Origin of the sequence: Sphingomonas citri (genome assembly GCF_019429485.1) — a bacterium.
GTDB classification, from domain to species: Bacteria; Pseudomonadota; Alphaproteobacteria; order Sphingomonadales; family Sphingomonadaceae; genus Sphingomonas; species Sphingomonas citri.
On the sequence record NZ_JAHXZN010000004.1, the window covers coordinates 252,135 to 274,746 of the forward strand.

At 70.7% G+C, this 22,612-nt stretch carries 21 protein-coding genes; 13 read left to right on the forward strand and 8 right to left on the reverse strand.

All coding sequences use genetic code 11. The features are described from left to right. Positions 1 to 85 precede the first annotated feature (85 nt). Positions 86 to 1,576 carry a glucose-6-phosphate isomerase gene (gene pgi, locus KZ820_RS13440; RefSeq protein WP_219749123.1) on the forward strand — a complete coding sequence of 497 codons (1,491 nt, stop codon included), beginning with the start codon at positions 86 to 88 and terminating at the stop codon, positions 1,574 to 1,576. A 324-nt stretch (positions 1,577 to 1,900) separates the two neighbouring features. On the opposite strand, the gene KZ820_RS13445 is transcribed toward pgi, so the two are convergent. The 3 genes from KZ820_RS13445 to KZ820_RS13455 form a co-directional block, all read right to left on the reverse strand. After that, a complete protein-coding gene (locus KZ820_RS13445) occupies positions 1,901 to 2,797 on the reverse strand; it encodes an alpha/beta fold hydrolase (RefSeq protein ID WP_219749124.1) in 897 nt (298 codons plus the stop codon). A gap of 169 nt (positions 2,798 to 2,966) precedes the next feature. After that, on the reverse strand, positions 2,967 to 4,019 hold the full coding sequence (locus tag KZ820_RS13450) for a ribonucleotide-diphosphate reductase subunit beta (protein WP_132909648.1): 1,053 nt from the start codon (positions 4,017 to 4,019) through the stop codon (positions 2,967 to 2,969). A 60-nt stretch (positions 4,020 to 4,079) separates the two neighbouring features. Continuing rightward, positions 4,080 to 4,292, reverse strand: a complete 213-nt coding sequence (locus KZ820_RS13455; RefSeq protein ID WP_219749125.1) for a hypothetical protein — start codon at positions 4,290 to 4,292, stop codon at positions 4,080 to 4,082. Positions 4,293 to 4,348: 56 nt separating this feature from the next. Here KZ820_RS13455 and KZ820_RS13460 point away from each other — a divergent pair, with 56 nt between their 5' ends. Both KZ820_RS13460 and pcaF read left to right on the forward strand, forming a co-directional pair. Further along, on the forward strand, positions 4,349 to 4,600 hold the full coding sequence (locus KZ820_RS13460) for a DUF2171 domain-containing protein (RefSeq protein WP_219749126.1): 252 nt from the start codon (positions 4,349 to 4,351) through the stop codon (positions 4,598 to 4,600). Between the two features lie 860 nt (positions 4,601 to 5,460). Beyond that, positions 5,461 to 6,663 carry a 3-oxoadipyl-CoA thiolase gene (pcaF, locus tag KZ820_RS13465; protein ID WP_219749127.1) on the forward strand — a complete coding sequence of 401 codons (1,203 nt, stop codon included), beginning with the start codon at positions 5,461 to 5,463 and terminating at the stop codon, positions 6,661 to 6,663. Positions 6,664 to 6,726: 63 nt separating this feature from the next. Here pcaF and KZ820_RS13470 read toward each other — a convergent pair whose 3' ends face one another. Next, complete coding sequence (locus tag KZ820_RS13470) at positions 6,727 to 8,250, reverse strand: alpha-L-fucosidase (protein ID WP_219749128.1); 1,524 nt, start codon at positions 8,248 to 8,250, stop codon at positions 6,727 to 6,729. A 342-nt stretch (positions 8,251 to 8,592) separates the two neighbouring features. Here KZ820_RS13470 and KZ820_RS22225 point away from each other — a divergent pair, with 342 nt between their 5' ends. Then, complete coding sequence (locus KZ820_RS22225; RefSeq protein ID WP_219749129.1) at positions 8,593 to 9,366, forward strand: IclR family transcriptional regulator; 774 nt, start codon at positions 8,593 to 8,595, stop codon at positions 9,364 to 9,366. A 77-nt stretch (positions 9,367 to 9,443) separates the two neighbouring features. On the opposite strand, the gene KZ820_RS13480 is transcribed toward KZ820_RS22225, so the two are convergent. After that, entirely contained in the window at positions 9,444 to 11,390 is a 1,947-nt protein-coding gene (locus tag KZ820_RS13480) for a ribonucleoside-diphosphate reductase subunit alpha (protein WP_219749222.1), read from the reverse strand. A 539-nt stretch (positions 11,391 to 11,929) separates the two neighbouring features. On the opposite strand from KZ820_RS13480, the gene KZ820_RS13485 reads away from it, so the two are divergent. The 7 genes from KZ820_RS13485 to KZ820_RS13515 all read left to right on the forward strand — a co-directional run bounded on the left by KZ820_RS13485 (position 11,930) and on the right by KZ820_RS13515 (position 17,554). After that, positions 11,930 to 13,480 (forward strand): sensor histidine kinase, encoded by a 1,551-nt coding sequence (locus KZ820_RS13485; RefSeq protein ID WP_219749130.1) that lies wholly within the window; start codon positions 11,930 to 11,932, stop codon positions 13,478 to 13,480. Then, on the forward strand, positions 13,477 to 13,866 hold the full coding sequence (locus KZ820_RS13490; RefSeq protein WP_219749131.1) for a response regulator: 390 nt from the start codon (positions 13,477 to 13,479) through the stop codon (positions 13,864 to 13,866). Before KZ820_RS13485 ends, KZ820_RS13490 begins: the two co-directional genes overlap by 4 nt. Before the next feature lie 104 nt (positions 13,867 to 13,970). Then, complete coding sequence (locus KZ820_RS13495; protein WP_258048152.1) at positions 13,971 to 14,270, forward strand: hypothetical protein; 300 nt, start codon at positions 13,971 to 13,973, stop codon at positions 14,268 to 14,270. A gap of 16 nt (positions 14,271 to 14,286) precedes the next feature. After that, positions 14,287 to 14,952, forward strand: a complete 666-nt coding sequence (locus KZ820_RS13500; RefSeq protein WP_183923825.1) for a response regulator transcription factor — start codon at positions 14,287 to 14,289, stop codon at positions 14,950 to 14,952. 76 nt (positions 14,953 to 15,028) lie between these two features. Then, positions 15,029 to 16,336: a sensor histidine kinase gene (locus KZ820_RS13505; RefSeq protein WP_219749223.1), complete on the forward strand. Its 1,308-nt coding sequence runs from the start codon at positions 15,029 to 15,031 to the stop codon at positions 16,334 to 16,336. A 103-nt stretch (positions 16,337 to 16,439) separates the two neighbouring features. Next, positions 16,440 to 16,730, forward strand: a complete 291-nt coding sequence (locus tag KZ820_RS13510; protein WP_219749133.1) for a hypothetical protein — start codon at positions 16,440 to 16,442, stop codon at positions 16,728 to 16,730. Positions 16,731 to 16,852: 122 nt separating this feature from the next. Beyond that, positions 16,853 to 17,554 (forward strand): PEPxxWA-CTERM sorting domain-containing protein, encoded by a 702-nt coding sequence (locus KZ820_RS13515; protein WP_258048153.1) that lies wholly within the window; start codon positions 16,853 to 16,855, stop codon positions 17,552 to 17,554. 81 nt (positions 17,555 to 17,635) lie between these two features. On the opposite strand, the gene KZ820_RS13520 is transcribed toward KZ820_RS13515, so the two are convergent. The 3 genes from KZ820_RS13520 to KZ820_RS13530 all read right to left on the reverse strand — a co-directional run bounded on the left by KZ820_RS13520 (position 17,636) and on the right by KZ820_RS13530 (position 19,264). Next, positions 17,636 to 17,935, reverse strand: coding sequence for a hypothetical protein (locus KZ820_RS13520; protein ID WP_219749134.1), 300 nt, complete (start codon positions 17,933 to 17,935; stop codon positions 17,636 to 17,638). A gap of 143 nt (positions 17,936 to 18,078) precedes the next feature. Next, positions 18,079 to 18,765: a 2,3-diphosphoglycerate-dependent phosphoglycerate mutase gene (gene gpmA, locus KZ820_RS13525; protein WP_219749135.1), complete on the reverse strand. Its 687-nt coding sequence runs from the start codon at positions 18,763 to 18,765 to the stop codon at positions 18,079 to 18,081. 13 nt (positions 18,766 to 18,778) lie between these two features. After that, entirely contained in the window at positions 18,779 to 19,264 is a 486-nt protein-coding gene (locus tag KZ820_RS13530) for a GNAT family N-acetyltransferase (RefSeq protein ID WP_308462226.1), read from the reverse strand. 83 nt (positions 19,265 to 19,347) lie between these two features. On the opposite strand from KZ820_RS13530, the gene KZ820_RS13535 reads away from it, so the two are divergent. Further along, positions 19,348 to 20,070: a dienelactone hydrolase family protein gene (locus KZ820_RS13535; RefSeq protein WP_219749137.1), complete on the forward strand. Its 723-nt coding sequence runs from the start codon at positions 19,348 to 19,350 to the stop codon at positions 20,068 to 20,070. 56 nt (positions 20,071 to 20,126) lie between these two features. After that, a complete protein-coding gene (locus tag KZ820_RS13540) occupies positions 20,127 to 22,553 on the forward strand; it encodes a ribonuclease R family protein (protein WP_219749138.1) in 2,427 nt (808 codons plus the stop codon). Positions 22,554 to 22,612: the final 59 nt, after the last annotated feature.

Consider the following 22,612-nt stretch of genomic DNA (forward strand, 5'->3'; position numbering starts at 1 on the left):
CAACCGTCGCCTCGCGTCAAGCGGAGCCTTGGCGCCGGCGGCCCGTTGTGCGCCGCGACACGAGACAGCCGGAAGGACAGATGACATGGCGGACTGGTCGACGATCGAGGCGCTGCCGCAGGAGCGGCTCGAGACGCTCTTCGCCAATGACCCGGATCGGTTGAAGCGGCTGTCGCTCGACGTCGCGGGCATCCACTTCGACTGGTCCAAGACGCATCTCACCGCGGACGCGCTCACCGCCTTCGAGGCGCTGGCCAAGTCGGTCGATCTCGCGGGCAAGCGCGAGGCCATGTTCGCGGGCGCCAACGTCAACGTCACCGAGGACCGCCCGGTCGAGCACACCGCCGAGCGCGGCGAGGGCAAGGCCGAGAGCGTCGCGCGCGCGGCCTCCTATCACGCGCGGATGCGCGGGCTGATCGACGCGATCGAGGCGGAGGCGTTCGGCCCGGTGCGCTCGATCCTGCACGTCGGCATCGGCGGCTCGGCGCTGGGGCCGCACCTGCTGGTCGACGCGCTCGGCCGCGGCAGCGACCGCTACGACGTCGCGATCGTCTCCAACGTCGACGGCATGGCGCTGGACGACGTGTTCGACGACTTCGACCCCGAGACGACGCTGCTGGTGGTCGCCTCCAAGACCTTCACCACCACCGAGACGATGATGAACGCGGAGAGCGTCATCCAGTGGATGACCGGCGCCGGCGTCGAGGACCCGTACGGCCGCGTGATCGCGCTGACCGCCTCGCCCGAGAAGGCAATCGAGTGGGGCGTCGACGAGACCCGCATCCTGCCCTTCTCCGAGGGCGTGGGCGGGCGCTACTCGCTGTGGTCGTCGATCGGCTTCCCCGCGGCGATCGCGCTCGGCTGGGACCAGTTCGAGGAGCTGCTCGAGGGCGCGGCCGAGATGGACCGCCACTTCCGCCTCGCCGCGCTGCACGAGAACGCGCCTGCGATCGCCGCTTTCGCCGACCTCTATTACACCCAGGTGCGCCACGCCGAGACGCGCGCGCCCTTCGCCTATGACGAGCGGCTGCGGCTGCTGCCGAGCTACCTCCAGCAGCTCGAGATGGAGTCGAACGGCAAGGGCGTGACGGTCGACGGCCAGCCGGTCGGCCGCCCGACCGCGCCGATCACCTGGGGCGGGGTGGGCACCGACGCGCAGCACGCGGTGTTCCAGCTGCTCCACCAGGGCACGCATCTGGTGCCGGTCGAGTTCCTCGCAGTGATCGAGGCGGGCGACACGCTGCCGGCGGAGCACCACCGCCAGCTGCTGCTCAACGCCTTCGCGCAGGGTGCGGCGCTGATGACGGGCAAGCAGGTCGACGATCCGGCGCGCAGCTATCCCGGCGACCGCCCCTCGTCGACCTTGCTGCTCGACCGGCTCGACGCGCGTACGCTCGGCGCGCTGATCGCCTTCTACGAGCATCGCGTGTTCGTGAACGGCGTGCTGCTCGGGATCAACTCGTTCGACCAGTTCGGCGTCGAGCTGGGCAAGGAGATGGCCAAGGCGGCGGCCAAGGGCGGCGGCGATTTCGACGCCTCCACCGCGGACCTGATCAGGCGCGCCTTCGGGGAGTGAGGGGGGGCGACCGCCCTATCCTCTACGCTGGCATCATCCTGAACTCGTTTCAGGATCCACTTGGCCGCTCACCTGAGCGCCATGTGGAGGACGGGGCGTTCGCCGCCCACGTCTTCTCTCCCTGAAGCGGCTGCGTCCGCTGCGCCGTGGATCCTGAAACGAGTTCAGGATGACGGACGAGGGGAGGGAAGCGGGCGACGCTCCCCCCTCCCGTGTTCCTGCGCACGCAGGAACCCGAGGCCACGCACGTCGGCCCCAAGACCCTGGGCTCCGGCGTGCGCCGGAGCGCGGCGGTGGCGGGCAGCCCTCATTCCCATTCGGCGCTCACCCCGCCCGCGGTAGCCACTCGCGCAGGATCGCGTTGACCGCCTCTGGCGCCTCCTGCTGCACCCAGTGCGACACGCCCGGCAGCCGCCGCACGGTGAGATCGGCGACGTAGCGCCCGGTGCCGTCGAGTGTCTCCAGCCCGAGCGCCTTGTCCTCCTCGCCCCAGACGATCAGCGTCGGCACCTCGACCCGCCCGCCGTTGCCGAAGCGCATGCGGTCGCGGTGGCGCGCGGCGGCGCGATACCAGTCGATCATCGCCTTGAGCGCGCCCGGCCGCCGCGCCGCCGCGGCGTAGACGTCGAGCACCGCGTCGGGGAAGCGCGTCTTGTCCACGGCCATGCCGCGGAAGGCGCGGCGCACCAGCGCGGCGTCGCCCAGCGCCATCACCCGCTCCGGCAGCCACGGGAGCTGGAACGCGCCCATGTACCAGCTGCGCCGCCGCTGCGGCCGGTGGCGCAGCGCCGCGGCGAAGCAGGCGGGGTGGGGCAGGTTCATCACCACCAGCCGCTCGAGCGGGCGCACCCGGTTGATCGCGAAGTTCCACGCGATCGCGCCGCCCCAGTCGTGCGCGATCAGCGTCAGCGTGCGCGCGCCGCTGGCGTCGAACAAGGCGGCGGCGTCGGCGACGATCTGGTCCATCGTGTAATCGGCGACCGCGGCGGGGCGGGAGGTGCCGCCATAGCCGCGCTGGTTGGGCGCCCAGACGCGATAGCCGAGCGCGGCGAGCAGCGGCATCTGGTGGCGCCAGCTATAGTGCAGCTCGGGGAAGCCGTGGAGGCACAGCGCGAGATGCTCGCCGCTCCCCGCCTCGGCGACCTCGAAGGTGAGGCCGTCGGCGGCGACCTCTCGGATCGCGATGCCGCTGTCGGGGGCGGGGTGCCAGCTGGGGGTCATGGTGTCCGCTCAAACGATCCTTTCGGGCGGCGGCTGTCCAGACGGCGCTGCCGCGGAGTCATGACCTCGCTCCCCCCTTCAGGGAGGGCCGGGGTGGGGCGCTTCCGCGAGCGACTGGCCCGCGGTGAAGCCCTACCCCCGCCCTTCCCCTGAAGGAGGGGGAGCTATCTCACTCCGCCGCCACGCCCGCGAACATATCGCCGCTGGCCTCGCCCGCGTCCTCGTTGGCCGGCTTGCCACCCTTGGCCTTCTGGCGCTTGTCGAACGAGTCCCACACGTCGTTCCACTGCCCCTTGGTCGCCGCCTTCGAATATTCGGTGGCGCGGGTCTCGAAGAAATTGGCGTGCTCCACGCCGTTGAGCAGCGGCGTCAGCCACGGCAGCGGGTGCTCGTCGATCATGTAGATCGGCTTCAACCCGAGCTGGTTGAGCCGCCAGTCCGCGATATAGCGGATGTACTTCTTGATCTCCTTGGGCTTCATCCCCTCGACCGGGCCCATCTCGAAGGCCAGGTCGATGAAATTGTCCTCCAGCCGGATCGTCGTCTGGCACACGTCGGCGATGTCGTCCTTCACCGCCTTGGTCAGGCACTGGCGCTCCTGGCAGAAGGCGTGGAACATGCGGATGATGCCCTCGCAGTGCAGGCTCTCGTCGCGCACCGACCAGCTGACGATCTGGCCCATACCCTTCATCTTGTTGAAGCGCGGGAAGTTCATCAGCATCGCGAAGCTGGCGAAAAGCTGCACGCCCTCGGTGAAGCCGCCGAACATGGCGAGCGTGCGCGCGATGTCCTCGTCGCTGTCGACCCCGAAGTTCTGCATGTAATCATGCTTGTCCTTCATCTCGCCATACTCGAGGAAGGCGCCATATTCGCTCTCGGGCATGCCGATCGTGTCGAGCAGGTGCGAGTAGGCGGCGATGTGCACCGTCTCCATGTTGCTGAACGCGGTCAGCATCATCTTGACCTCGGTCGGCTTGAACACGCGACCGTATTTCTCGTGGTAGCAATCCTGCACCTCGACGTCGGCCTGGGTGAAGAAGCGGAAGATCTGGGTGAGCAGGTTGCGCTCGTGATCGGTCAGCTTCTGCGCCCAGTCGCGGCAGTCCTCGCCGAGCGGCACTTCCTCGGGCAGCCAGTGGAGCTGCTGCTGGCGCTTCCAGAACTCGAACGCCCAGGGGTATTCGAACGGCTTGTACTGCTTGCGGGCTTCGAGAAGGGACATGGCTACACTCCGGGTGAGACGAATATCAGAAAAGCGAGGCGCGCCCGGCGGGCGGGTCGGTCATGGCTCGAGGCTCCACTGCCACATCGCCGCGGCGGACAGCGCCAGCACGACGCCGCCCGACAGCGCCATCACGCCGACCATGCGATAGGCGTAGACGCGCGCCTCGGTCAGCGGGCGGCGCAGCTCGGCGAGCAGCCACGCGCCGACCAGCGCGAACACCGCGGCGACCGCGAACATGATCGCGGACTGGAGCGGCAGCGTGCTCAGCATGCGACCATCTCCCGCTCCGTGCGTTGCGCCCCCGAACCGAACAGAGGAGACTGACCATGGTCGATGCCAGCCAGATCAAGGAACATGCCGAGGTGATCGGCGCGGACGGCGTTCACGTCGGCACGGTCGACCATGTCGACGGCGACCGGATCAAGCTGACCAAGAACGATTCGCCCTCCACGCAGGACGGCCAGGGCGCCAAGCACCATTACCTGCCGCTGGGGCTGGTCGCGGAGGTCGAGGGCGACAAGGTCCGCCTCTCGGCGACCGCGCAGAACGCGCAGGACATGTTCGAAGAGGCCGAGTGAGGCGGTAGCGCCCTCTCCCAGCGGGAGAGGCGCCCAGGCCCCTCGGATCCTGACAGGTGGGGCGGCGCTCGTCATCGAGCGCCGCCCTTTCGCGTGGGCAATCCATCGCCGGCAATCTCGGTGGCGACGGCGGTGAGCGCCGATCGCCGCGCGCGGGCGGGAGGGGCCGGTGATCGATCGTCCGCGGGACGCATCGCTTCTCTCCTGTCCTACCGTCACTCTCACCCCCTCGGGCGGCCTGCGGGAAGACGCCTTCCCTTTCCCGCCGACGGGCGGGGCGAATCGTGTCAGCGCGCGCGGGGCGAGCCGCTCGCGCCGCGCGCCACGGTCGGCGCCGACGACACGATAGGAGTGCGTCTCTCGCACTGTGCCTGCGATCGCCGCTGGCTCGGGGCAGATGCCATGTTCAACCACCTTGGGCACGAGATTGTGTCAGCCTTCTCAGCGCCCTCGCGGTCGCACGCGCCGAGACTCCGATGTCCCTTCCTGATACCCGATCGGCCCCGGCGTCGCCATCGTTTTCTCGCGCGGATAGCGATGTCTCGCACCCAGCAAACACAACATATGGGGCCGTTCTGATGCGAATGGCGCCATCACTTGAGTTGCGGACGACTCACCCTGTCGCGGCGAGTCGGGTTCAGACGCCGCGTCCGGAAGCGTCCCGCTCGAGCGCGCGGTCGTCGGCCGGGAATATTGGCAGCTCACCTCACATGGCGGGGGCGACCATCGCACCGCCGACACCGGCCGCTGTCGCGCACGTGACCGGCGAAGGGAACCGGACGAGGTCACTTCCCCACTACGCCGGCCTGCGCGCCGCCGCTACGGAGGAGATCCATCGCCACGCTGGAGCAGGACGCCCGATGCCGCACGCCTTTGTCTGTGACGCGATCCGCACCCCGATCGGCCGGCTGGGCGGCGCGCTCGCCACGATCCGCGGCGACGACCTCGCCGCGCTCCCGCTGCGCGCGCTGATCGAGCGCAACCCGCGCGTCGACTGGGCCGCGGTCGATGACGTGCTGCTCGGCTGCGCCAACCAGGCGGGCGAGGACAATCGCAACGTCGCGCGCATGGCGACGCTGCTCGCCGGGCTGCCCGACGCGGTGCCGGGGGCGACGATCAACCGGCTGTGCGGATCGGGGCTCAACGCGGTGGGCAGCGCGGCGCAGGCGATCCGCGGCGGTGACGCCGCGCTGCTGATCGCCGGCGGGGTCGAGAGCATGACTCGCGCCCCCTTCGTCCTGGGCAAGGCGCAGGCGCCGTTCGATCGCGCGCAGCAGCTCGAGGACACGACCTTGGGCTGGCGCTTCGTCAACCCGAAGATGCGCGAGGCGTACGGCGTCGACTCGATGCCGGAGACGGCGGAGAATGTCGCCGACGCGTGGCGCGTCACTCGCGCGGAACAGGACGCCTTCGCGCTCGCCAGCCAGCAGAAGGCCGCCGCGGCGATCGCCAGCGGGCGGATGGCGGCGGAGATCGTCGCGGTCAGCGTGCCGCAGCGCAACGGCGATCCGATCCTGGTCGAACGCGACGAGCATCCCCGCGCGACCAGCCTGGAGGTGCTGGCCAAGCTGAGGCCGGTGGTCCGGGCCGACGGAACCGTCACCGCGGGCAACGCCTCCGGCCTCAACGATGGCGCGGCGGCGATGCTGGTGGCGAGCGAGGAAGCGGCGGCGCGGCACGGGCTGACGCCCCGCGCGCGCGTCCTCGGCATGGCGGCAGCGGGGATTGCGCCACGGGTCATGGGAGTCGGTCCGATCGAGGCGGCGCGCAAGCTGTGCCGTGTCACCGGCATCGGTCTCGACCAGCTCGACGTGATCGAGCTGAACGAGGCCTTCGCCGCGCAGGCGATCGCGACCTTGCGCGACCTCGGCATCGCGAGCGACGATCCGCGCGTCAACCGCAACGGCGGCGCGATCGCGCTGGGCCATCCGCTCGGCATGTCGGGCGCGCGGATCGCGATGAGCGCGGTGGAGGAGCTGCACCGCACGCGCGGCCGCTATGCCATGGCGTTCATGTGCATCGGGGTGGGGCAGGGCATCGCCCTGATGCTGGAGCGCGTCTAGTCGCGCGCTCCTGCGCCCGCCGGAGCACGCTTCAGGTGGCCGGATCGTGTCGCCCGAAGAAGATCAGGCGAAGCTGATCTCGAAGGCGCTGGCGTGGCGGCTCGGCAGGCGCGCGGGGCAGTCGATCACCAGAGCGCGATCGGTCTGGCGGAAGGCGACCGTGCCCTCGTGGCCGAGCAGCCGCACGCGCCGCACCCGCCGCGGCTCGTGCGGATTGTCCGCGGCGAGCGACGTGACCGCGACATGACCCTCCGGCGGTGCGAGCGTGATCGCGTAGAGCCGCTGCCCGCGCGTGGTGAAGCGGATGTCCTGCGCGACATAGTCGCCGCTCTCCTTGAAGTCGCCCGCCGCCGCCTCGGTCGGCCCCTCGCCGTGGATCTTCCACGGCCGCGTCCCGTAGATCGCCGCGCCGTTGACCGGCATCCAGGCGGCGAGCGCGTCGAGCAGCTCGACCGACTGGGGCGGCAGGCTGCCGTCGGCGCGGAGCACAACGTTGAGCAGCAGGTTGCCGTTCTTGCTGACGATGTCGGCCAGCATGGAGATGACCTGCGCCGGCGTCTTGTAGCGATCGTTCTCGTTCTCGAACCAGTCGCCGTTGGACGTGTCGGTCTGCCACGGCAGCGGGTCGATACCCTTCAGCACGCCGCGCTCGACGTCCTGCACGCCCCACTCGCGGTGGAACTCGCCCGAGCCGAGGCTCTTCGAGGCATAGACCGCCTCGAGCCGGCCGCTGCGCGCGATGCTGCTGTTGTACAGGTGCGCCACCAGCGAGCGCCCGACCTCGCCGAACGGCAGCCCACCGTCGGAGTAGAGCAGGTCGGGCTGATAGCTGTCGACCAGGTCACGGATGCGCTTGTACCAGTGCGCGTGATAGGCCGGGTTCTTCGTATACCAGGTGTCGGGCGGGCCGAGGAACGGTTCGTCGCGGTTGTCGTGGTAGAGATCGGCGTAGCGCGGATCGGCGCCGTCGTAGCGGACCCCGAGCTTGGGCCAGAACTGGTCGTACAGGTGGCTGGGATACCACCAATTGTAGCTCGCACCGAGATGCTCGGAGACGCCGAAGCGCAGGCCCCGGCGCCGCGCCGCGTCGCGCCAGGCGCCGACGATGTCGCGCTTCGGTCCCATCGCCGCGGCGTTCCAGCGATGATGCTTGGACCGCCACAGGTCGAAATTGTCGTGGTGCACCCCCATCGAGACGAAGTAGCGCGCGCCGGCCGCGGCATAGCGCGTCATCAGCGCCTCGGGATCGAACTTGTCGGCGGTCCAGAGCGGGATGATGTCCTTGTAGCCGGCCTCGGACGGGTGCCCGTAGGTCTTGAGGTGGTGCGCGTAGTGCGGGTGGCCGGGGCAGTACATGAAGCGCGCGTACCAGTCGCCCTGGCGCGGCACCGCCTGCGGCCCCCAATGCGCCCAGATGCCGAACTTGGCGTCGCGGAACCAGTCGGGCGCCCGATAGCCGAGCAGCGACTCCACCGCCGGCGTGAAGCGACCCGGCGCGATCGCGAGCGGCACCGCCGGTGCCTCTCTGCCGGCGGCGGCGGCCCCCAGCGAGCCCGCCATGAACTCGCGCTTGCTCCACCCCGGCATCGCTCTTCTCTCTCCTCAATTTATTGTCATACTTGCAAGTGAGTTTTCATTTTGCAAGCGGCATGGGCCGTGTCCGCCCACCTCGTCGACCCGGGCCGTGAGCGCGACCTTCGGACAACCCCCCGTCATTCCGGACCCGGTCCGGGATCTCACCATGTCGCGAGCCCGCGACGGGTGGCTCTCGCGGGGGGCGTGGATCCCGGAGCAAGTCGGGGGCGACGGAAGCGGAAACATGGGTCCCGACGCGAGCCCGGCATGTCGGTGAGGGAAGATGGATCACCGACATTTGACAGCGCCGACACGTCTCCTATGGCCGCAGGACGCTTATAGGTGAGGTGGCGCGTGACGGCGGGAGGGAAGGCGACCTACGCGGCGCCTGCGGTCCAGAAGACCTTCGAGGTTCTCGAGCTGCTCGAGCAGCATCCCGGCGGCCTGCTGGTGAGCGAGATGGCCACGCTGCTCGGCCGGTCGGTCGGCGAGCTCTTCCGCATCGTCGTCGTCGTCGAGCAACTCGGCTATCTGCGCAAGTCGCGCAAGGACGATCGTTACTCGGTCGCCTACAAGCTGCTCGATCTGGCCTATCGCTCGACCCCGGCGCGCAACCTGGTCGATGTCGCGCGCCCGGTGATGCGGCGCCTGGCGGTGGAGACCGGGCAATCGTGCCACCTCGTCGTCCGCAACGAGGCGAGCGGGCTCGTCATCGCGCGCGAGCACAATCCCGGCACGCGCGGCTTCGCGCTCCGCCTCGGCGCCAGCGTCGATCTTCTCGCGAGCTGTTCGGGCAAGGTGCTGTTGTCGTTCGCGACGCCGCAGGATCGCGAGATCGCGATCACGCAGGCGGCCGAGCTCGCGGCGCCGCTGGATCGTGACGCGCTGGAGCGGCAGCTGGCGCTGATCCGCAAGGCCGGTTTCGCCCAGCGCAAGAGCCCGATCACGCTCGGCGTCACCGACATCAGCTATCCGGTGTTCGGCTTCGACGGGCTCGTCGCGGCGGCGCTGACGATCCCCTTCCTTCGCCTGATCGACGGCTCGCAGACGATCGACCTCGACGCCGCGCGCGAGCGGCTCGCCGCCGCCGCGGCCGAGATCACCAACGACCTTTCCTCGGCGGCCTGACGTCGCCGCCCCTGGCGGTGAGGCGGATCAGATCCTGGCGGTCACGCACGACCGTGTCATGCGTGACCGCTCGTCCCTCACTGGCAGGCGAGGCACTCGTCATAGTCGGTGCTCTCGGCCAGCGAGAATTGCGGCTTGTCGAGCGTGTTGTCCGCCTCGACCCCGCCCTGGCCCTCGGCCCCCGCGAAACCGGCGCGCTGCACCGACTTGGAGCGGAGATAGTAGAGCGACTTGATCCCCAGCTCCCAGGCGCGGAAGTGGAGCATCAGCAGGTCCCACTTCTCCACGTCCGCCGGGATGAACAGGTTGAGCGACTGCGCCTGGTCGATATAGGGCGTGCGGTCGCCGGCGAGCTCGAGCAGCCAGCGCTGGTCGATCTCGAACGACGTCTTGTAGCAGTCCTTCTCCTCCTGGCTGAGGAAATCGAGGTGCTGCACCGAGCCGCCGTGCTCGAGGATCGAGTTCCACACCGCGTCCGAGTTCTTGCTCTTCTCGGTGAGCAGCTTCTCGAGATACGGGTTCTTCACCGCGAAGCTGCCCGACAGCGTCTTGTGCGTGTAGATATTGGCCGGGATCGGCTCGATGCACGCGCTGGTGCCACCGCAAATGATCGAGATCGACGCGGTCGGCGCGATCGCCATCTTGCACGAGAAGCGCTCCATCACCCCCATGTCGGCGGCGTCGGGGCACGGCCCGCGCTCGTGCGCGAGCACCATCGAGGCCTCGTTCACCTGCGCGTTGATCTGGCGGAACATCTTGAGGTTCCAGCTCTTCGCCATGGCGCCTTCGAACGGCAGCCCGCGCTGCTGGAGGAAGGAGTGGAAGCCCATCACGCCCAGCCCGACCGAGCGCTCGCGCCCCGCCGAATAGGCGGCGCGTTCCATTCCCGGCTCGTGCCGGTCGATGTAATCCTGCAGCACGTTGTCGAGGAAGCGCATCACGTCCTCGACGAAACCCTTCTCGTCCTTCCACTCGTCCCACGTCTCGAGGTTGAGCGAGGAGAGGCAGCACACCGCGGTGCGGTCGTTGCCGAGATGGTCGCGGCCGGTCGGCAGCGTGATCTCGCTGCACAGGTTCGAGGTCGAGACCTTGAGCCCGAGGTCGCGGTGATGCTTGGGCATGGTCGAGTTCACATGGTCGGCGAAGACGATGTAGGGCTCGCCCGTGGCCAGCCGGGTCTCCACCAGCTTCTGGAACAGCGCGCGCGCGTCCACGGTGCCGCGCACCGAGCCGTCCTTGGGGCTCTTGAGCTGCCACTCGGCGCCGTCGCGCACCGCCGCCATGAAGGCGTCGGGGATCAGCACGCCGTGGTGCAGGTTGAGCGCCTTGCGGTTGAAGTCGCCCGAGGGTTTGCGGATCTCGAGGAACTCCTCGATCTCGGGGTGCGAGATGTCGAGGTAGCAGGCCGCCGAGCCGCGCCGCAGCGAACCCTGGCTGATCGCCAGCGTCAGCGAGTCCATCACGCGCACGAACGGGATGATGCCGCTGGTCTTGCCGTTGAGCCCGACCGGCTCGCCGATGCCGCGGACGTTGCCCCAATAGGTGCCGATCCCGCCGCCGCGCGAGGCGAGCCAGACGTTCTCGTTCCAGGTCTGCACGATGCCGTCGAGGCTGTCAGGCACCGAGTTGAGGTAGCAGCTGATCGGCAGACCGCGCCCGGTGCCGCCGTTGGACAGGACCGGGGTGGCGGGCATGAACCACAGCTTGGAGATGTAATCGTACAGCCGCTGCGCGTGCGCGGCGTCGTCGGCGTAGGCCGAGGCGACCCGGACGAACAGGTCCTGGAAGCTCTCGCCGGGCAGCAGGTAGCGGTCCTTGAGCGTCTCCTTGCCGAAGTCGGTCAGCAGCGCGTCGCGCCCGTGATCGACCTCGACCGGGTAGGGCCGCGCGCGCGCGCCGTGCTTGGCGATCGTGTCGCTGCCGGGCGTGTCGCCGCTGGGCTGCGCCTCGGTCACCGCGCTCGCGGTCGCCGTGTCGATCGTCTCGGTGATCATCGCCGCACCGTCCGTTTCCCTGAAATCCATCGCCATGCCGCTCCCGCTCCTGGCTTCCATCGCCGAATCGAGGCAGTGCCCGATTCTAGACGACGCCTACCCCGTTGAGAACAAAAAGAGACCGTCGCCTTGTCCGCGACCGTCCGGGCGCGTCCCGCGAATATGGGGAGCCACGTCCTGTTCTACTACCGTTGGGGTCGACACGCCGACCCGACCTCTACAGATTGTGGCAGATCGCGGTGGTGGGCAAGCCGGTAAAAGCGACCGAGAGCGGACCTAAGCGCCGCGCGCGCAGCGCCGCGGTGCGGCGACGCGCGGAATTGCGCCGCCTCCCGCGATTGCAAGAGAACGATCGGCGAACGAAAATTTTTTGACGCGACCGTCTCGCAGGCGCCCTTTTCTCCTACCGCGCGTTATGTCCCGAAACGGGATGAATAGCCGGCCGGGCTGCCCGGCTGAGCCCTGCCCATGGCAAGTTTATCCAATAAGTTCTGCTGCCTATGCGGCACGTTCTAGGTAGTTCACGCCGCGACCCAGGGCCGCGGGAGCGGCGTGCGGAGACGAATGCGATGCCTGCTGACGGATCGCCGCTGGACGCGTTCCCCGCGTCCTCCCGCGCGCCCGACGCCGCGCTCCACCAGCACGAGATGCTCGCCGCCTTCGCCGAGCTCGCCATCCTGTCCGAGGACATCGACCTGCTGCTGCAGGAGGCGTGCGACTATGTCCGCCGCGCGGTCGGCGCCGACATCGTGCTGCTCTACCGTCAGAACGCCGACCGCCGCTCGGTCGAGCTGCGCGCCGGCGCGGGCATCGCGCCGTCGCTGATCGGCAGCCATATCGCGCAGGGCAACGACCAGTCACTGGAAAGCCGGCTGCTGCGCGACGGCGAGCCCGTGATCGTGCCCGACGTGCGCGACGAGCCGCGGCTGGAGACGCGCGGGCTGTTGCGCAGCTTCGACCAGCGCGGGCTGGCGCTGATCCCGCTGCGCGACGGGCCGGGCACGCCGATGCTGGGGCTGCTTCACATCAGCACGTGCGCGCCGCGCGACTTCTCCGCCGAGTTCGCCTTCCTGCGCATCTACGCCAGCCTGGTCGCCGCGAGCATGCTGCGGATCGACGCATTGCGCCGCCGCCGCGACGAGCAGGCCGCGCGCGAGCGCAGCGAGTGGCAGCTGCGGCTGGTGCTCGAGGGCATCCCGCAGCTGGTATGGTGCGCCGAGCCGGGCGCGCAGTGGCGCTGGATGGGGCCGCAATGGACCGAGGTGACCGGGCGCGACCCCGATTCGAGCCTCGGCCGCGGCTGGCTCGACGCGGTCCACCCCGAGGACGCGGTCGCGGTGGAGGAGGCCTGGGGGGCGGCCGAGGCGCGCGGGATCTTCGAGGTGGAGTGCCGGATCTGGCACCAGCACGACGGGACCTATCGCTGGTACCAGGGCCGCGCGCTGCCCACCGCGTTCGAGCTGGGCGAGCCGACCTGGGTCGGCACCTTCACCGACGTCGAGGACCTGCGCGCGCTCGAAGCGCGCCAGGCGGTGCTGGTCGCCGAGCTGCAGCACCGCACGCGCAACCTGCTCGCGGTGGTGGAGGGCATCGCGCTCCAGACGATGGCGGCGGCGGACTCGCAGGAGGCGTTCGAGACGAGCTTCCACGACCGCTTGCAGGCGCTGGCGCGCGCGCAGCGGCTGCTGTCGGGGAGCGAGAAGCTGACGCTGCGCCACCTGCTCGAGACCGAGCGCGACGCGCTGGGCATCGTCGACCGCGAGTCGCTGATCACGCTCGACGGGCCGGACGTGCTGCTGCCGAGCACGATGGTGCAGACGCTGGCGCTGATGATCCACGAGCTCGCCACCAACTCGCGCAAGCATGGCGTGATCGCGCGCGGCGCGGGGCGGATCGCGATCCGCTGGCAGGTGAACGTTACCGGCGGCGAGCCGATGCTCGATCTCGCCTGGGAGGAGACCGGCGACTGGCCCGCGCCGGCGGCCGACTCGCGGCGCGGTTTCGGGCGCGAGCTGATCGAGCGCGCGCTGCCGTTCCAGCTCGGCGCGTCGAGCGACTATCGCATCGCGGCGGGCGCGGTGACGTGCCGGCTCCACGTCCCGCTCGGCGGCGCGGCATGAGCGGCGGCGCGGGGGAGGTGGAGGACGGCACGCTCGCGGGACGGCGCCTGCTGGTGTGCGAGGACGAGTTCTACGTCGCGGTGCGGCTGGAGCGCGCGCTGCTCGACGCGGGCGCGAACGTCACCCTGTTCGCCAGCCTCGCGCCGGCGCTGGCGCATGCCGAGCGCGAGGATTCGCCCGACGCCGCGCTGCTCGACATCAACCTGCGCGGCGAGCTCAGCTTCCCGCTCGCCGACACGCTGCTGGCGCGCGGCGTGCCGGTGATCTTCCTCAGCGGCTATGACACCGCCACGATTCCCCCGGCCTATCGCGACGTGGCGCGGCTCCAGAAACCGGTGACGCTGGCGCAGCTGACGGGCCGTCTCGGCGAACTGCTCCGCCGCTGATCCGCGCCGCGCGGAACATCCAGCGGCGGCAACGGGTTGCTGCGCCGCGTCGCCTCCATTCACAGGCTGTTCAAGCCCCTCTCCCTATGCGAGCACGAGTGAGAATGCACCGCCGCCTGCTCCCGCTCCTGCTTCTGGCCGTGCCCGCCGCGCCCGCCGCCGCGGTGCCCGACCAGGTGCGCGAGGGAGCGGTGGCGCTGCAGGCGCGGCGCGCGGGCAAGATCCTGCCGCTGCCCGAGATCGAGCGGCGCGTGCTGCCGACGATGAAGGGCGCGCAATATATCGGCGTCGACCTGGAGATGCCGAGCGGCATCTACACGCTGAAGTTCCTGCGCGACGGCAACGTCATCTGGGTCGACGTCGACGGCCGTTCCGGGCAGATCATCGGCCGTACCGGTAACTGAGGGGGAAAGAACGATCATGCGCGTGCTCATCGTCGAGGACGAGCCGAACCTCGGCCAGCAGCTCAAGTCCACGCTGGAGGGCGCGGGCTATGCCATCGATCTCGCCACCGACGGCGAGGAAGGGCATTTCCTCGGCTCGACCGAGAATTACGACGCGATCGTGCTCGACCTCGGCCTGCCCGAGATCGACGGGCTGACCGTGCTCGATCGCTGGCGCAAGGAAGGGCGGGTCACGCCCGTGCTGGTGCTCACCGCGCGCGACAGCTGGTCCGACAAGGTGGCGGGGCTCGACGCCGGCGCCGACGATTACGTCGCCAAGCCGTTCCAGACCGAGGAGTTGATTGCCCGCCTGCGCGCGCTGATCCGCCGCGCCTCGGGCAACGCCTCGTCCGAGCTGACCGCGGGCGACGTGCGGCTCGACACGCGCTCGGGCAAGGTGACGCGCAACGGCGAGCCGGTGAAGCTCACCGCGCAGGAGTATAAGCTGCTGAGCTACCTGCTCCACCACAAGGGCAAGGTGGTGAGCCGCACCGAGCTGATCGAGCATATCTACGACCAGGACTTCGACCGCGACTCGAACACGATCGAGGTGTTCGTCACGCGCATCCGCAAGAAGCTGGGGCAGGACGTGATCACCACGATCCGCGGCCTCGGCTACAGCCTGGACGATCCGGACGCGTGATCGCGTGACCGCGGCCGACCCCGCCGTCGACGCCCCGGTCGAGGAACCGCGCGCGCGCGGCTCGATCACGCGGCGCATGATCCTGATCGCGGCGCTGTGGATCTCGGCGCTGCTGGTCGGCGGCGGCTTCGCGCTCGACCGCGTGCTCGTCGGCGCGGTGACGGGCAACGCCGACGACCAGCTCGAGTACGTGCTGCGCTCGCTGCTGGTCTCGGCCGAGATGGACTCGACCGGCGAGGTGACGTTCAACCGCGAGCCCGCCGACCAGCGCTTCGTCGAGCCCTATTCGGGGCTGTACTGGCAGGTCTCGGCGCCGGGGCACGAGGCGTTCGTGTCGCGCTCGCTGTGGGACCGCCAGCTCGCTTATGGCAAGCCGCACGACGATCGCGCCGTCCACAGCTACGACAGCCATCAATTCCCGGACGAGGAATTGCGCATCGTCGAGCGCGACGTCACGCTGCCCGGCTCCAAGGTGCGCTGGCGCTTTCAGGTGGCGTCGAGCCGCGAGGCGCTGAACGCGCAGATCGCGGTGCTGCGGCGCACGCTGGTGCGCAGCTTCGTGCTCCTCGGTGTCGGGCTGGTGATCCTGGCGGCGCTGCAGACCTTCTACGGTCTGCTGCCGCTGCGCCGGCTGCGCATCGAGATCGCCAAGATGCGCGCCGGCCGCTCCAGCCGGATCAGCGGCAAGATGCCGCTCGAGCTGCTGCCGATGGTGGAGGAACTCAACGCGCTGGTGGCGCACAACGAGACCCAGGCGGAGGAGGCGCGGCGCCACGCCGGCAACCTGGCGCACGCGCTCAAGACGCCGCTGACCGTGATCATGAACGCCGCCACCGCCCAGTCGGACGACCTCGCCGCCACGGTGATCCGCGAGGCGCGGACGATGCGGCGCCAGGTCGACCACCACCTCGCGCGCGCGCGCGCGGTCGGGCGCCGCGGCTCGGCGCACAGCCGCGCGGCGGTATGGCCCAGCGTCGAGTCGGTCGAGCGCGCGGTGCAGCGGCTCTACCCGCACGTCCGCATCGACATGACCGGGCCGCGCGACCTGGTGGCGCATATCGAGCGCCAGGACCTCGACGAGATCATGGGCAACCTCGTCGAGAACGCGGCCAAATACGGCGGCGGCAGTGTGTTCGTCACGGTCGGCGCGCAGGCGGGCTTCGTCGAGGTGGTGGTGGAGGACGACGGGCTCGGCATCCCCGAGGCCGATCGCGTCCGCATCTTCGACCGCGGCGTGCGGCTCGACACCGGCAAGCCGGGCACCGGCCTCGGCCTCGCGATCGTGCGCGACGTCGCCGAGATCTACGACGGCACGGTGGCGCTGGAGGAGAGCGAGGACCTCGGCGGGCTCTTGGTGCGGCTGCGGCTGCCGATGGCGAGCTGAGCGGGGCGGACCGGCCGGTCGTCGCCGCGGCACGGCTCGCGGCGACGTGCTTGCGGCGCGCGCGCGGGCTTCTAGCCTGCGCGGGCCACATCCGGAGGACCGTATGCGCCGCACCGCCGCCATCGCGCTGACCTTGCTCAGCCCCGCCGCCGCCGCGCAGGACGTCGCGCCGGTGATCAGTCCGTCGCAGGCCGCCGAGGGCGCGTTCCACCGCTCCCGCATGGGGGCGCAGGCCGAGGCGATGCGCCGCCGCGGCGCCCGCGCGCCGCGCCCGGGCTCGCCCGAGTTCCAGCGCAAGGCCTGCGCCAACCGGCCGGCGTTCCGCCGCCGCTATGGCGCCGACGACCCTCGGCTCCGCCAGCTCGAGTCGCTCTGCGCCGGGGCGGGTTACTGAGGACGTACTCCGTCTGATGTGGCGCGTCCGCGCGAACGTACAATCCGTTAACCATCTTCTCGCCTAGCGTCCGCGCCGGCGCCGCGGCGACTCGACGGCGCGCGTCTCGGAGGGGAAGAGTGATGAGGCCTTGGGCAGTGATCGCCGCCGCGGCGGCCGTGACGATGAGCGCACCCGCGAGCGCGGCCAGCTATGTGTTCGACTTCAGTGGGGGCGGGCTCAGCGGCACCGTCTCGCTCACCTATGAGGCCAACCCGAACACCGGCCCGATCGGTACCTCGCCCAACCGCTACGACCCGGTCGGCTCCTATATCGTCACCGGCGCGAGCGGTACGCTCAGCAACAGCAACATCGACCTGACCACGACGATCACCGGCGTCGTACCCAGCAACCCGGGCAAGCCGACCCCGGACAACCTGCTCGCCCCCGCGAGCTTCGGCCATTACGTCGTGAAGAACGGCGTGCCCGGTCCGGGCGGGGTCGCGCCGGGCTTCTCCTACGACAACCTCTTCTACCCGGCCGGCTCGCCGCCGACCGCGACCGATTACCCGTTCGGCGGCGGCTTCCTCGACATCTACGGGCTGGTCTTCACCACCAGCAGCGGCAAGGCGGTCAACTTCTGGAGCAACGGCGATACCGGCCAGGGCGTCAGCTACGGCGCCGGCACCACCGACGGGGTCAGCGTGCTCGATTACGCCGGCGGCATCGTCGCGCGCACCGCGGTACCCGAGCCGGCCACCTGGATGACGATGATCCTCGGCTTCGCGCTCGCCGGGATCGCGCTGCGCCGCCGCCGCGGGGTAGAGGCGCGGGCGCTGGTTTGACTCGTTACGGCAGCGCAACGTGCCGGCGACACCCCCGCGCAGCGCTCGTCACTGACGAGGACGCCGCGGCGACCTTGCCGCTCAGGGCAGGTCGGTCGCGGCGGCGGCGAAACGGGCCAGCACCCCGCCCGCGCCCGGCGCCGCGCCGCCACGCGTCGTCGCGGCGCGGGTCGCCACGGCCGCATCGGCGACGATGAGCGGGGTGGGCCCCGGTGTCGGTCGCGGCGCGGCGGCGGTGGCGTCGACGATCGTCAGGTCGCGCGCCGGCGGGTCGCCGACGACATGGATCCGCAGCCCGTACGCGAGCGCGGCGAGGACCAGCGTCGCCGCGATCAGCAGCAGCAGCCGGATCACCAGGGGCTTGGACGTCAGGCGGGACATGGCACCTCTGCTCGCGACCCGGAAAGGATCGGGCGGGCAGCGGCCGGCGCCGACCGGCGGCGGTCCGCCCGCCACCCTCATTGTAGCGGGCGGCCGGCGCGCCGTGCCGATCGGTGGCCCTTATCTCGCGGGTGCTGAGTCGCTCAGCGCTCGCTCAGATAGTAACGATCGGTCGCCGCCAGCTGATCATCCAGCTCGTAGACGATCGGCTGGCCGGTCGGGATCTCCAGCCCGGTGATCTCGTCGTCGGGGATGTTCGAGAGATGCTTCACCAGCGCGCGCAGCGAGTTGCCGTGCGCCGAGATCAGCACGCGCTGGCCGTCGCGCAGCGCCGGCGCGATGCGCTGCTCCCAGTAAGGCAGCACGCGCGCGATCGTGTCCTTGAGGCTCTCGGTCGCAGGCACGTCGATCCCTGCGTAGCGGCGGTCACCCGAGAGATCGAAGGCGCTGCCCGGCTCCATCGGCGGCGGCGGCACGTCGAAGCTGCGGCGCCACACATGCACCTGCTCGTCGCCGTGCTTCGCCGCGGTCTCGGCCTTGTTGAGCCCGGTCAGCCCGCCATAATGGCGCTCGTTGAGCCGCCAGTCCTTCTCCACCGGCAGCCACAGCCGCCCCATCGCCTCGAGTGCGAGGTCGAGCGTCTTGATCGCGCGCGTCTGCAGCGAGGTGAAGGTCTGGTCGAAGTCGAGCCCCTTGGCCGCCATCAGCTCGCCCGCGGCGCGCGCCTCGGCGGCGCCCTGCTCGGTGACGTCGACGTCCCACCAGCCGGTGAAGCGGTTCTCGAGGTTCCAGGCGGACTGGCCGTGGCGGATCAGGACGAGCGTGGGCATGCGGATACTCCTGCTATAGCGCGAGCGCGAGAAACTGGTTGTGCGGGCTGGGCCGATAATCGGCGAAGGCGGCGCAGGGCGCGAAGCCGGCGCGGCGGTACAGCGCCAGCGCGTCGTCATAGGCCGGGGTGGTGCCGGTCTCGAGATAGAGCCCGGTCAGGCCCGCCTCGCGCGCGGCCGCCACGATCGGGACGAGGATGGCGCTGCCGGCACCGCGGCCGCGGTAGGCCGTCGCGGCGCGCATCGACTTGACCTCGCCCGCGCCGCCGTCGAGCCGCTTGAGCGCGCCGACCGCGGCGAGCGCGTCGCCGTCCCAGGCGGCGAACAGCGCGATGTCGGGCGCCGCGAGCCGCGCGGCGTCGAGCGCGAAGGAGAAGCCCGCCGGCGTGCCCGCGCGCTGGTCGGCAAGGTGCGCGGCCAGGAGCGCCGCGACCGCGGGTTCGGCCGGATCGCCGCGCGCTACCCGATAGTCGCGCCTCGCCTCGGCCGGTCCGTCCACGCTCGCTCCCGCTTGTCGCCTGCTCGGCATCGCTCTAGCGCATGCCGCGTGCGAGACAACCGCGCTCGCCCGGAGACTCAGCGATGCCGATCACCCGCCGCCCGCTCCACCACGATGGCCCCGGCGGCCGTTTCGCCGGCGTGTTCGCGTGGGACGACTCGATCGCCGGCCCGCGCCCCGGCGTGCTCGTCGTCCCCAATATCCTCGGCCAGAAGGAGGCCGACAATGCCAAGGCCGAGGCGCTCGCCGCGCTCGGCTACGCGGCCTATGCCTGCGACCTCTACGGCGAGGGCCGCCGCGCCGAGCCCGGTCCCGACATCTCGCGCTACATGGACGAGCTGAACGCCGATCGCGCGCTGCTGCGCGACCGGCTCGCCGCCAGCCTGGCGGCGCTGGTGGCGCAGCCCGAGGTGGACGCCGCACGCACCGCGGCGATCGGTTTCTGCTTCGGCGGCAAGTGCGTGCTCGACATGGCGCGCGCTGGGCTCGACGTGCGCGGCGTGGTGAGCTTCCACGGCGTGTACGATCGGCCCGATTATGCCAGCGTCGCGCCGATCCGCGCCAAGGTGCTGGTATGCCACGGCTGGGACGATCCGCTCGGCCCACCCGAGGCGGTCACCGCGCTGGCGCAGGAGCTGACGGAGGCGAAGGCCGACTGGCAGATTCACGCCTACGGCAACGCCGGCCATGCCTTCACCGACGAGGCCCGGCGCGGCTCGACCGTGCCCGGCGTCGCCTATGAGGAGCGCGCGGACCGGCGCAGCTGGGCGGCGATGCGGTATTTCCTGGAGGAAGCGCTGGGGTGAGGGGGCTAAATCCTCCCCTTGCAGGGGAGGACCAAGAGTCGCCTCCGCACACATCCATGGCGCCGGCCGTTGCGAGCGCCTATCTCCGCGGCGTGCCTAAGAAACCGCCCCCCGGCCTGCCCACGCGCGAGCAGGTGCTCGACTTCATCGCCACGTCCGCTACGCCCGCGGGCAAGCGCGAGATCGCGCGCGCCTTCGGCCTCTCCGCGCAGCAGAAGATCGCTCTGAAGGCGTTGCTCAAGGACATGGCCGACGAGGGGCTGATCGACTCCGCCCCGGGCCGCGCCTTCCACAAGATGGGCGGGCTGCCCAAGGTGACCGTGCTGCGCGTCGCCGACGTCGACGAGGGCGGCAACGTCTGGGCGGTGCCCGAGAACTGGCAGTCGGACGCGCCCGTGCCGCGGATCCGCGTGCGCGAGCGCAGGCGCGGCGCGCTGGGGGTCGGCGAGCGGCTGCTCGCGCGCAACGAGGAGACCGGCCACGGTTGGACCGCGCACCCGATGAAGGTGCTCGCGCCCGCCGCCGAGCAGCTGATCGGCGTGCTGCGGCGCGAGGGTGACCGGCTGTGGCTGCAGGGGGTCGAGAAGAAGGAGCGGCGCGAGTACGCCGTGTCCGACGCGGGCGACGCCGAGGCGGGCGACCTGGTGCTGGCCGAGAAGGCCGGCCGCCCGCCGCGGATCACCGCGCGCGTGGTGCAGCGGCTGGGCGACCCGTTCGCGCCGCGCAGCTTCTCGCTGATCGCGATCCATCGGCTCGGCATCCCCGACGTGTTCGCGCAGGAGGCGCTCGACGAGGCGGCACGGGTCGCGCGCCAGCCGCTCGGCGAGGGGCGCGAGGACCTCACCCACCTGCCGATCGTCGCGATCGACCCCGCCGACGCGCGCGACCACGACGACGCGGTGTGGGCGGCGCCCGACGACGATCCCGCCAACGCGGGCGGCTGGCAGGCGATCGTCGCGATCGCGGACGTGAGCCACTACGTGCGCCCCAAGAGCGCGCTCGACCGCGAGGCGCGCGCGCGCGGCAACTCGGTCTATTTTCCCGACCGCGTCGTGCCGATGCTGCCCGAGATCCTCTCGGCCGACGTCTGCTCGCTCAAGGCGGGCGAGGACCGCGCCGCGCTGGCCTGCCACCTGCGGATCGGCAAGGACGGTGCGCTCAAGAGCTGGCGCTTCTCGCGCGCGCTGGTGCGGCTCGCGGCGAACATCGCCTATGAGGAGGCACAGGCCTCGATCGACTCGCGGGCGGCGCGCACGGTCCGTCCCGACTCTCTTCCGTCATCCCGGACTTGGTCCGGGATCCACCCGTCCGCCGACTCGCCGGCCGGCGAGAGCGCGGAGCCGTGGACCCCGGAACAAGTCCGGCGTGACGAAGTGGAGGCAACGGCGTCCTTCTCCTTCGCCTGGGACCCCGCCCTCGTCGACACCGCGCTCGCGCCGCTGTGGGACTGCTGGCGCGCGCTCGCCGCGGCGCGTGACCGGCGCGAGCCGCTCGAGCTCGACCTGCCCGAGCGCCGCGTCGTGCTCGACGAGAAGGGTCGCATCATGTCGGTGGCGCCGCGCGAGCGGCTCGACGCGCACCGGCTGATCGAGGATTATATGATCGCCGCCAACGTCGCCGCCGCCAAGGCGCTGGAGGCCAAGAAGGCGCCGGTCATGTACCGCGTCCACGAGGCGCCCGCGCGCGAGAAGCTGGTCGCGCTCAAGGACTATCTCGCCACCTTCGAGGTCGCCTTCGCGCTCGGCCAGGTCATCCGCCCCGCCACGTTCAACCATATCATCGAGCGCGTCGGTGACGCCGAGTTCCGCCCCGAGATCATGGAGCAGATCCTGCGCAGCCAGACCCAGGCCTATTACGCCCCGCTCAACCAGGGGCATTTCGGGCTGGCGCTGGGCAGCTACGCGCATTTCACCTCGCCGATCCGGCGCTACGCCGACCTGATGGTCCACCGTGCGCTGGTGAGCGCCTACGCGCTCGGCCCCGGCGGGCTGGCGGGGGACGAGGATTTCGAGCGCGCGGGCGAGACGATCAGCCAGCTCGAGCGCCGCGCGATGGAGGCCGAGCGCGAGACGATCGACCGCTATGTCGCGGCCTATCTGGCGGAGCGCGTCGGCGAGCTGGTCGAGGCGCGGATCACCGGCGTGACCAACTTCGGCTTCTTCGCCACGGTGGAGGGGGTCGGCGGCGACGGATTGATGCCGGTGCGCGACCTGGGGGGCGAATATTTCCGCTATGATGAGGCGTCTCGTCGGCTGGTCGGCGAGCATAGCGGCGAGACCTATGCGCAGGGGCAGCGGCTGGCGTTGCGGCTGGCGGAGGCGAATCCGGTCTCGGGCGTGCTGCGCTTCGAGCTGCCCGAGGGACGCTACGGCGGCGCGGGCGCGGGCGGAGGAGGGCGCGCGCGCGAGAGCGAGCGCCGCCCGCCGCGCGTGCTCAAGCGCCGCGGGCGGCCGGGCAACATCCGCCACCAGGGGCGCAAGTAGCTCCCCTCGATCGCGACGACGAGCGAACCAATCTCCCCTCCCCTTGGGGGGAAGGGCCG

What these genes read in the sequence shown, in the direction of transcription:
- pgi (WP_219749123.1), top strand. Translation starts at nt 86, where the DNA reads ATGGCGGACTGGTCGACGATCGAGGCGCTGCCGCAGGAGCGGCTCGAG.
- KZ820_RS13445 (WP_219749124.1), bottom strand. Translation starts at nt 2,797, where the DNA reads ATGACCCCCAGCTGGCACCCCGCCCCCGACAGCGGCATCGCGATCCGA.
- KZ820_RS13450 (WP_132909648.1), bottom strand. Translation starts at nt 4,019, where the DNA reads ATGTCCCTTCTCGAAGCCCGCAAGCAGTACAAGCCGTTCGAATACCCC.
- KZ820_RS13455 (WP_219749125.1), bottom strand. Translation starts at nt 4,292, where the DNA reads ATGCTGAGCACGCTGCCGCTCCAGTCCGCGATCATGTTCGCGGTCGCC.
- KZ820_RS13460 (WP_219749126.1), top strand. Translation starts at nt 4,349, where the DNA reads ATGGTCGATGCCAGCCAGATCAAGGAACATGCCGAGGTGATCGGCGCG.
- pcaF (WP_219749127.1), top strand. Translation starts at nt 5,461, where the DNA reads ATGCCGCACGCCTTTGTCTGTGACGCGATCCGCACCCCGATCGGCCGG.
- KZ820_RS13470 (WP_219749128.1), bottom strand. Translation starts at nt 8,250, where the DNA reads ATGCCGGGGTGGAGCAAGCGCGAGTTCATGGCGGGCTCGCTGGGGGCC.
- KZ820_RS13480 (WP_219749222.1), bottom strand. Translation starts at nt 11,390, where the DNA reads ATGGATTTCAGGGAAACGGACGGTGCGGCGATGATCACCGAGACGATC.
- KZ820_RS13485 (WP_219749130.1), top strand. Translation starts at nt 11,930, where the DNA reads ATGCCTGCTGACGGATCGCCGCTGGACGCGTTCCCCGCGTCCTCCCGC.
- KZ820_RS13490 (WP_219749131.1), top strand. Translation starts at nt 13,477, where the DNA reads ATGAGCGGCGGCGCGGGGGAGGTGGAGGACGGCACGCTCGCGGGACGG.
- KZ820_RS13495 (WP_258048152.1), top strand. Translation starts at nt 13,971, where the DNA reads ATGCACCGCCGCCTGCTCCCGCTCCTGCTTCTGGCCGTGCCCGCCGCG.
- KZ820_RS13500 (WP_183923825.1), top strand. Translation starts at nt 14,287, where the DNA reads ATGCGCGTGCTCATCGTCGAGGACGAGCCGAACCTCGGCCAGCAGCTC.
- KZ820_RS13505 (WP_219749223.1), top strand. Translation starts at nt 15,029, where the DNA reads ATGATCCTGATCGCGGCGCTGTGGATCTCGGCGCTGCTGGTCGGCGGC.
- KZ820_RS13510 (WP_219749133.1), top strand. Translation starts at nt 16,440, where the DNA reads ATGCGCCGCACCGCCGCCATCGCGCTGACCTTGCTCAGCCCCGCCGCC.
- KZ820_RS13515 (WP_258048153.1), top strand. Translation starts at nt 16,853, where the DNA reads ATGAGGCCTTGGGCAGTGATCGCCGCCGCGGCGGCCGTGACGATGAGC.
- KZ820_RS13520 (WP_219749134.1), bottom strand. Translation starts at nt 17,935, where the DNA reads ATGTCCCGCCTGACGTCCAAGCCCCTGGTGATCCGGCTGCTGCTGCTG.
- gpmA (WP_219749135.1), bottom strand. Translation starts at nt 18,765, where the DNA reads ATGCCCACGCTCGTCCTGATCCGCCACGGCCAGTCCGCCTGGAACCTC.
- KZ820_RS13535 (WP_219749137.1), top strand. Translation starts at nt 19,348, where the DNA reads ATGCCGATCACCCGCCGCCCGCTCCACCACGATGGCCCCGGCGGCCGT.
- KZ820_RS13540 (WP_219749138.1), top strand. Translation starts at nt 20,127, where the DNA reads ATGGCGCCGGCCGTTGCGAGCGCCTATCTCCGCGGCGTGCCTAAGAAA.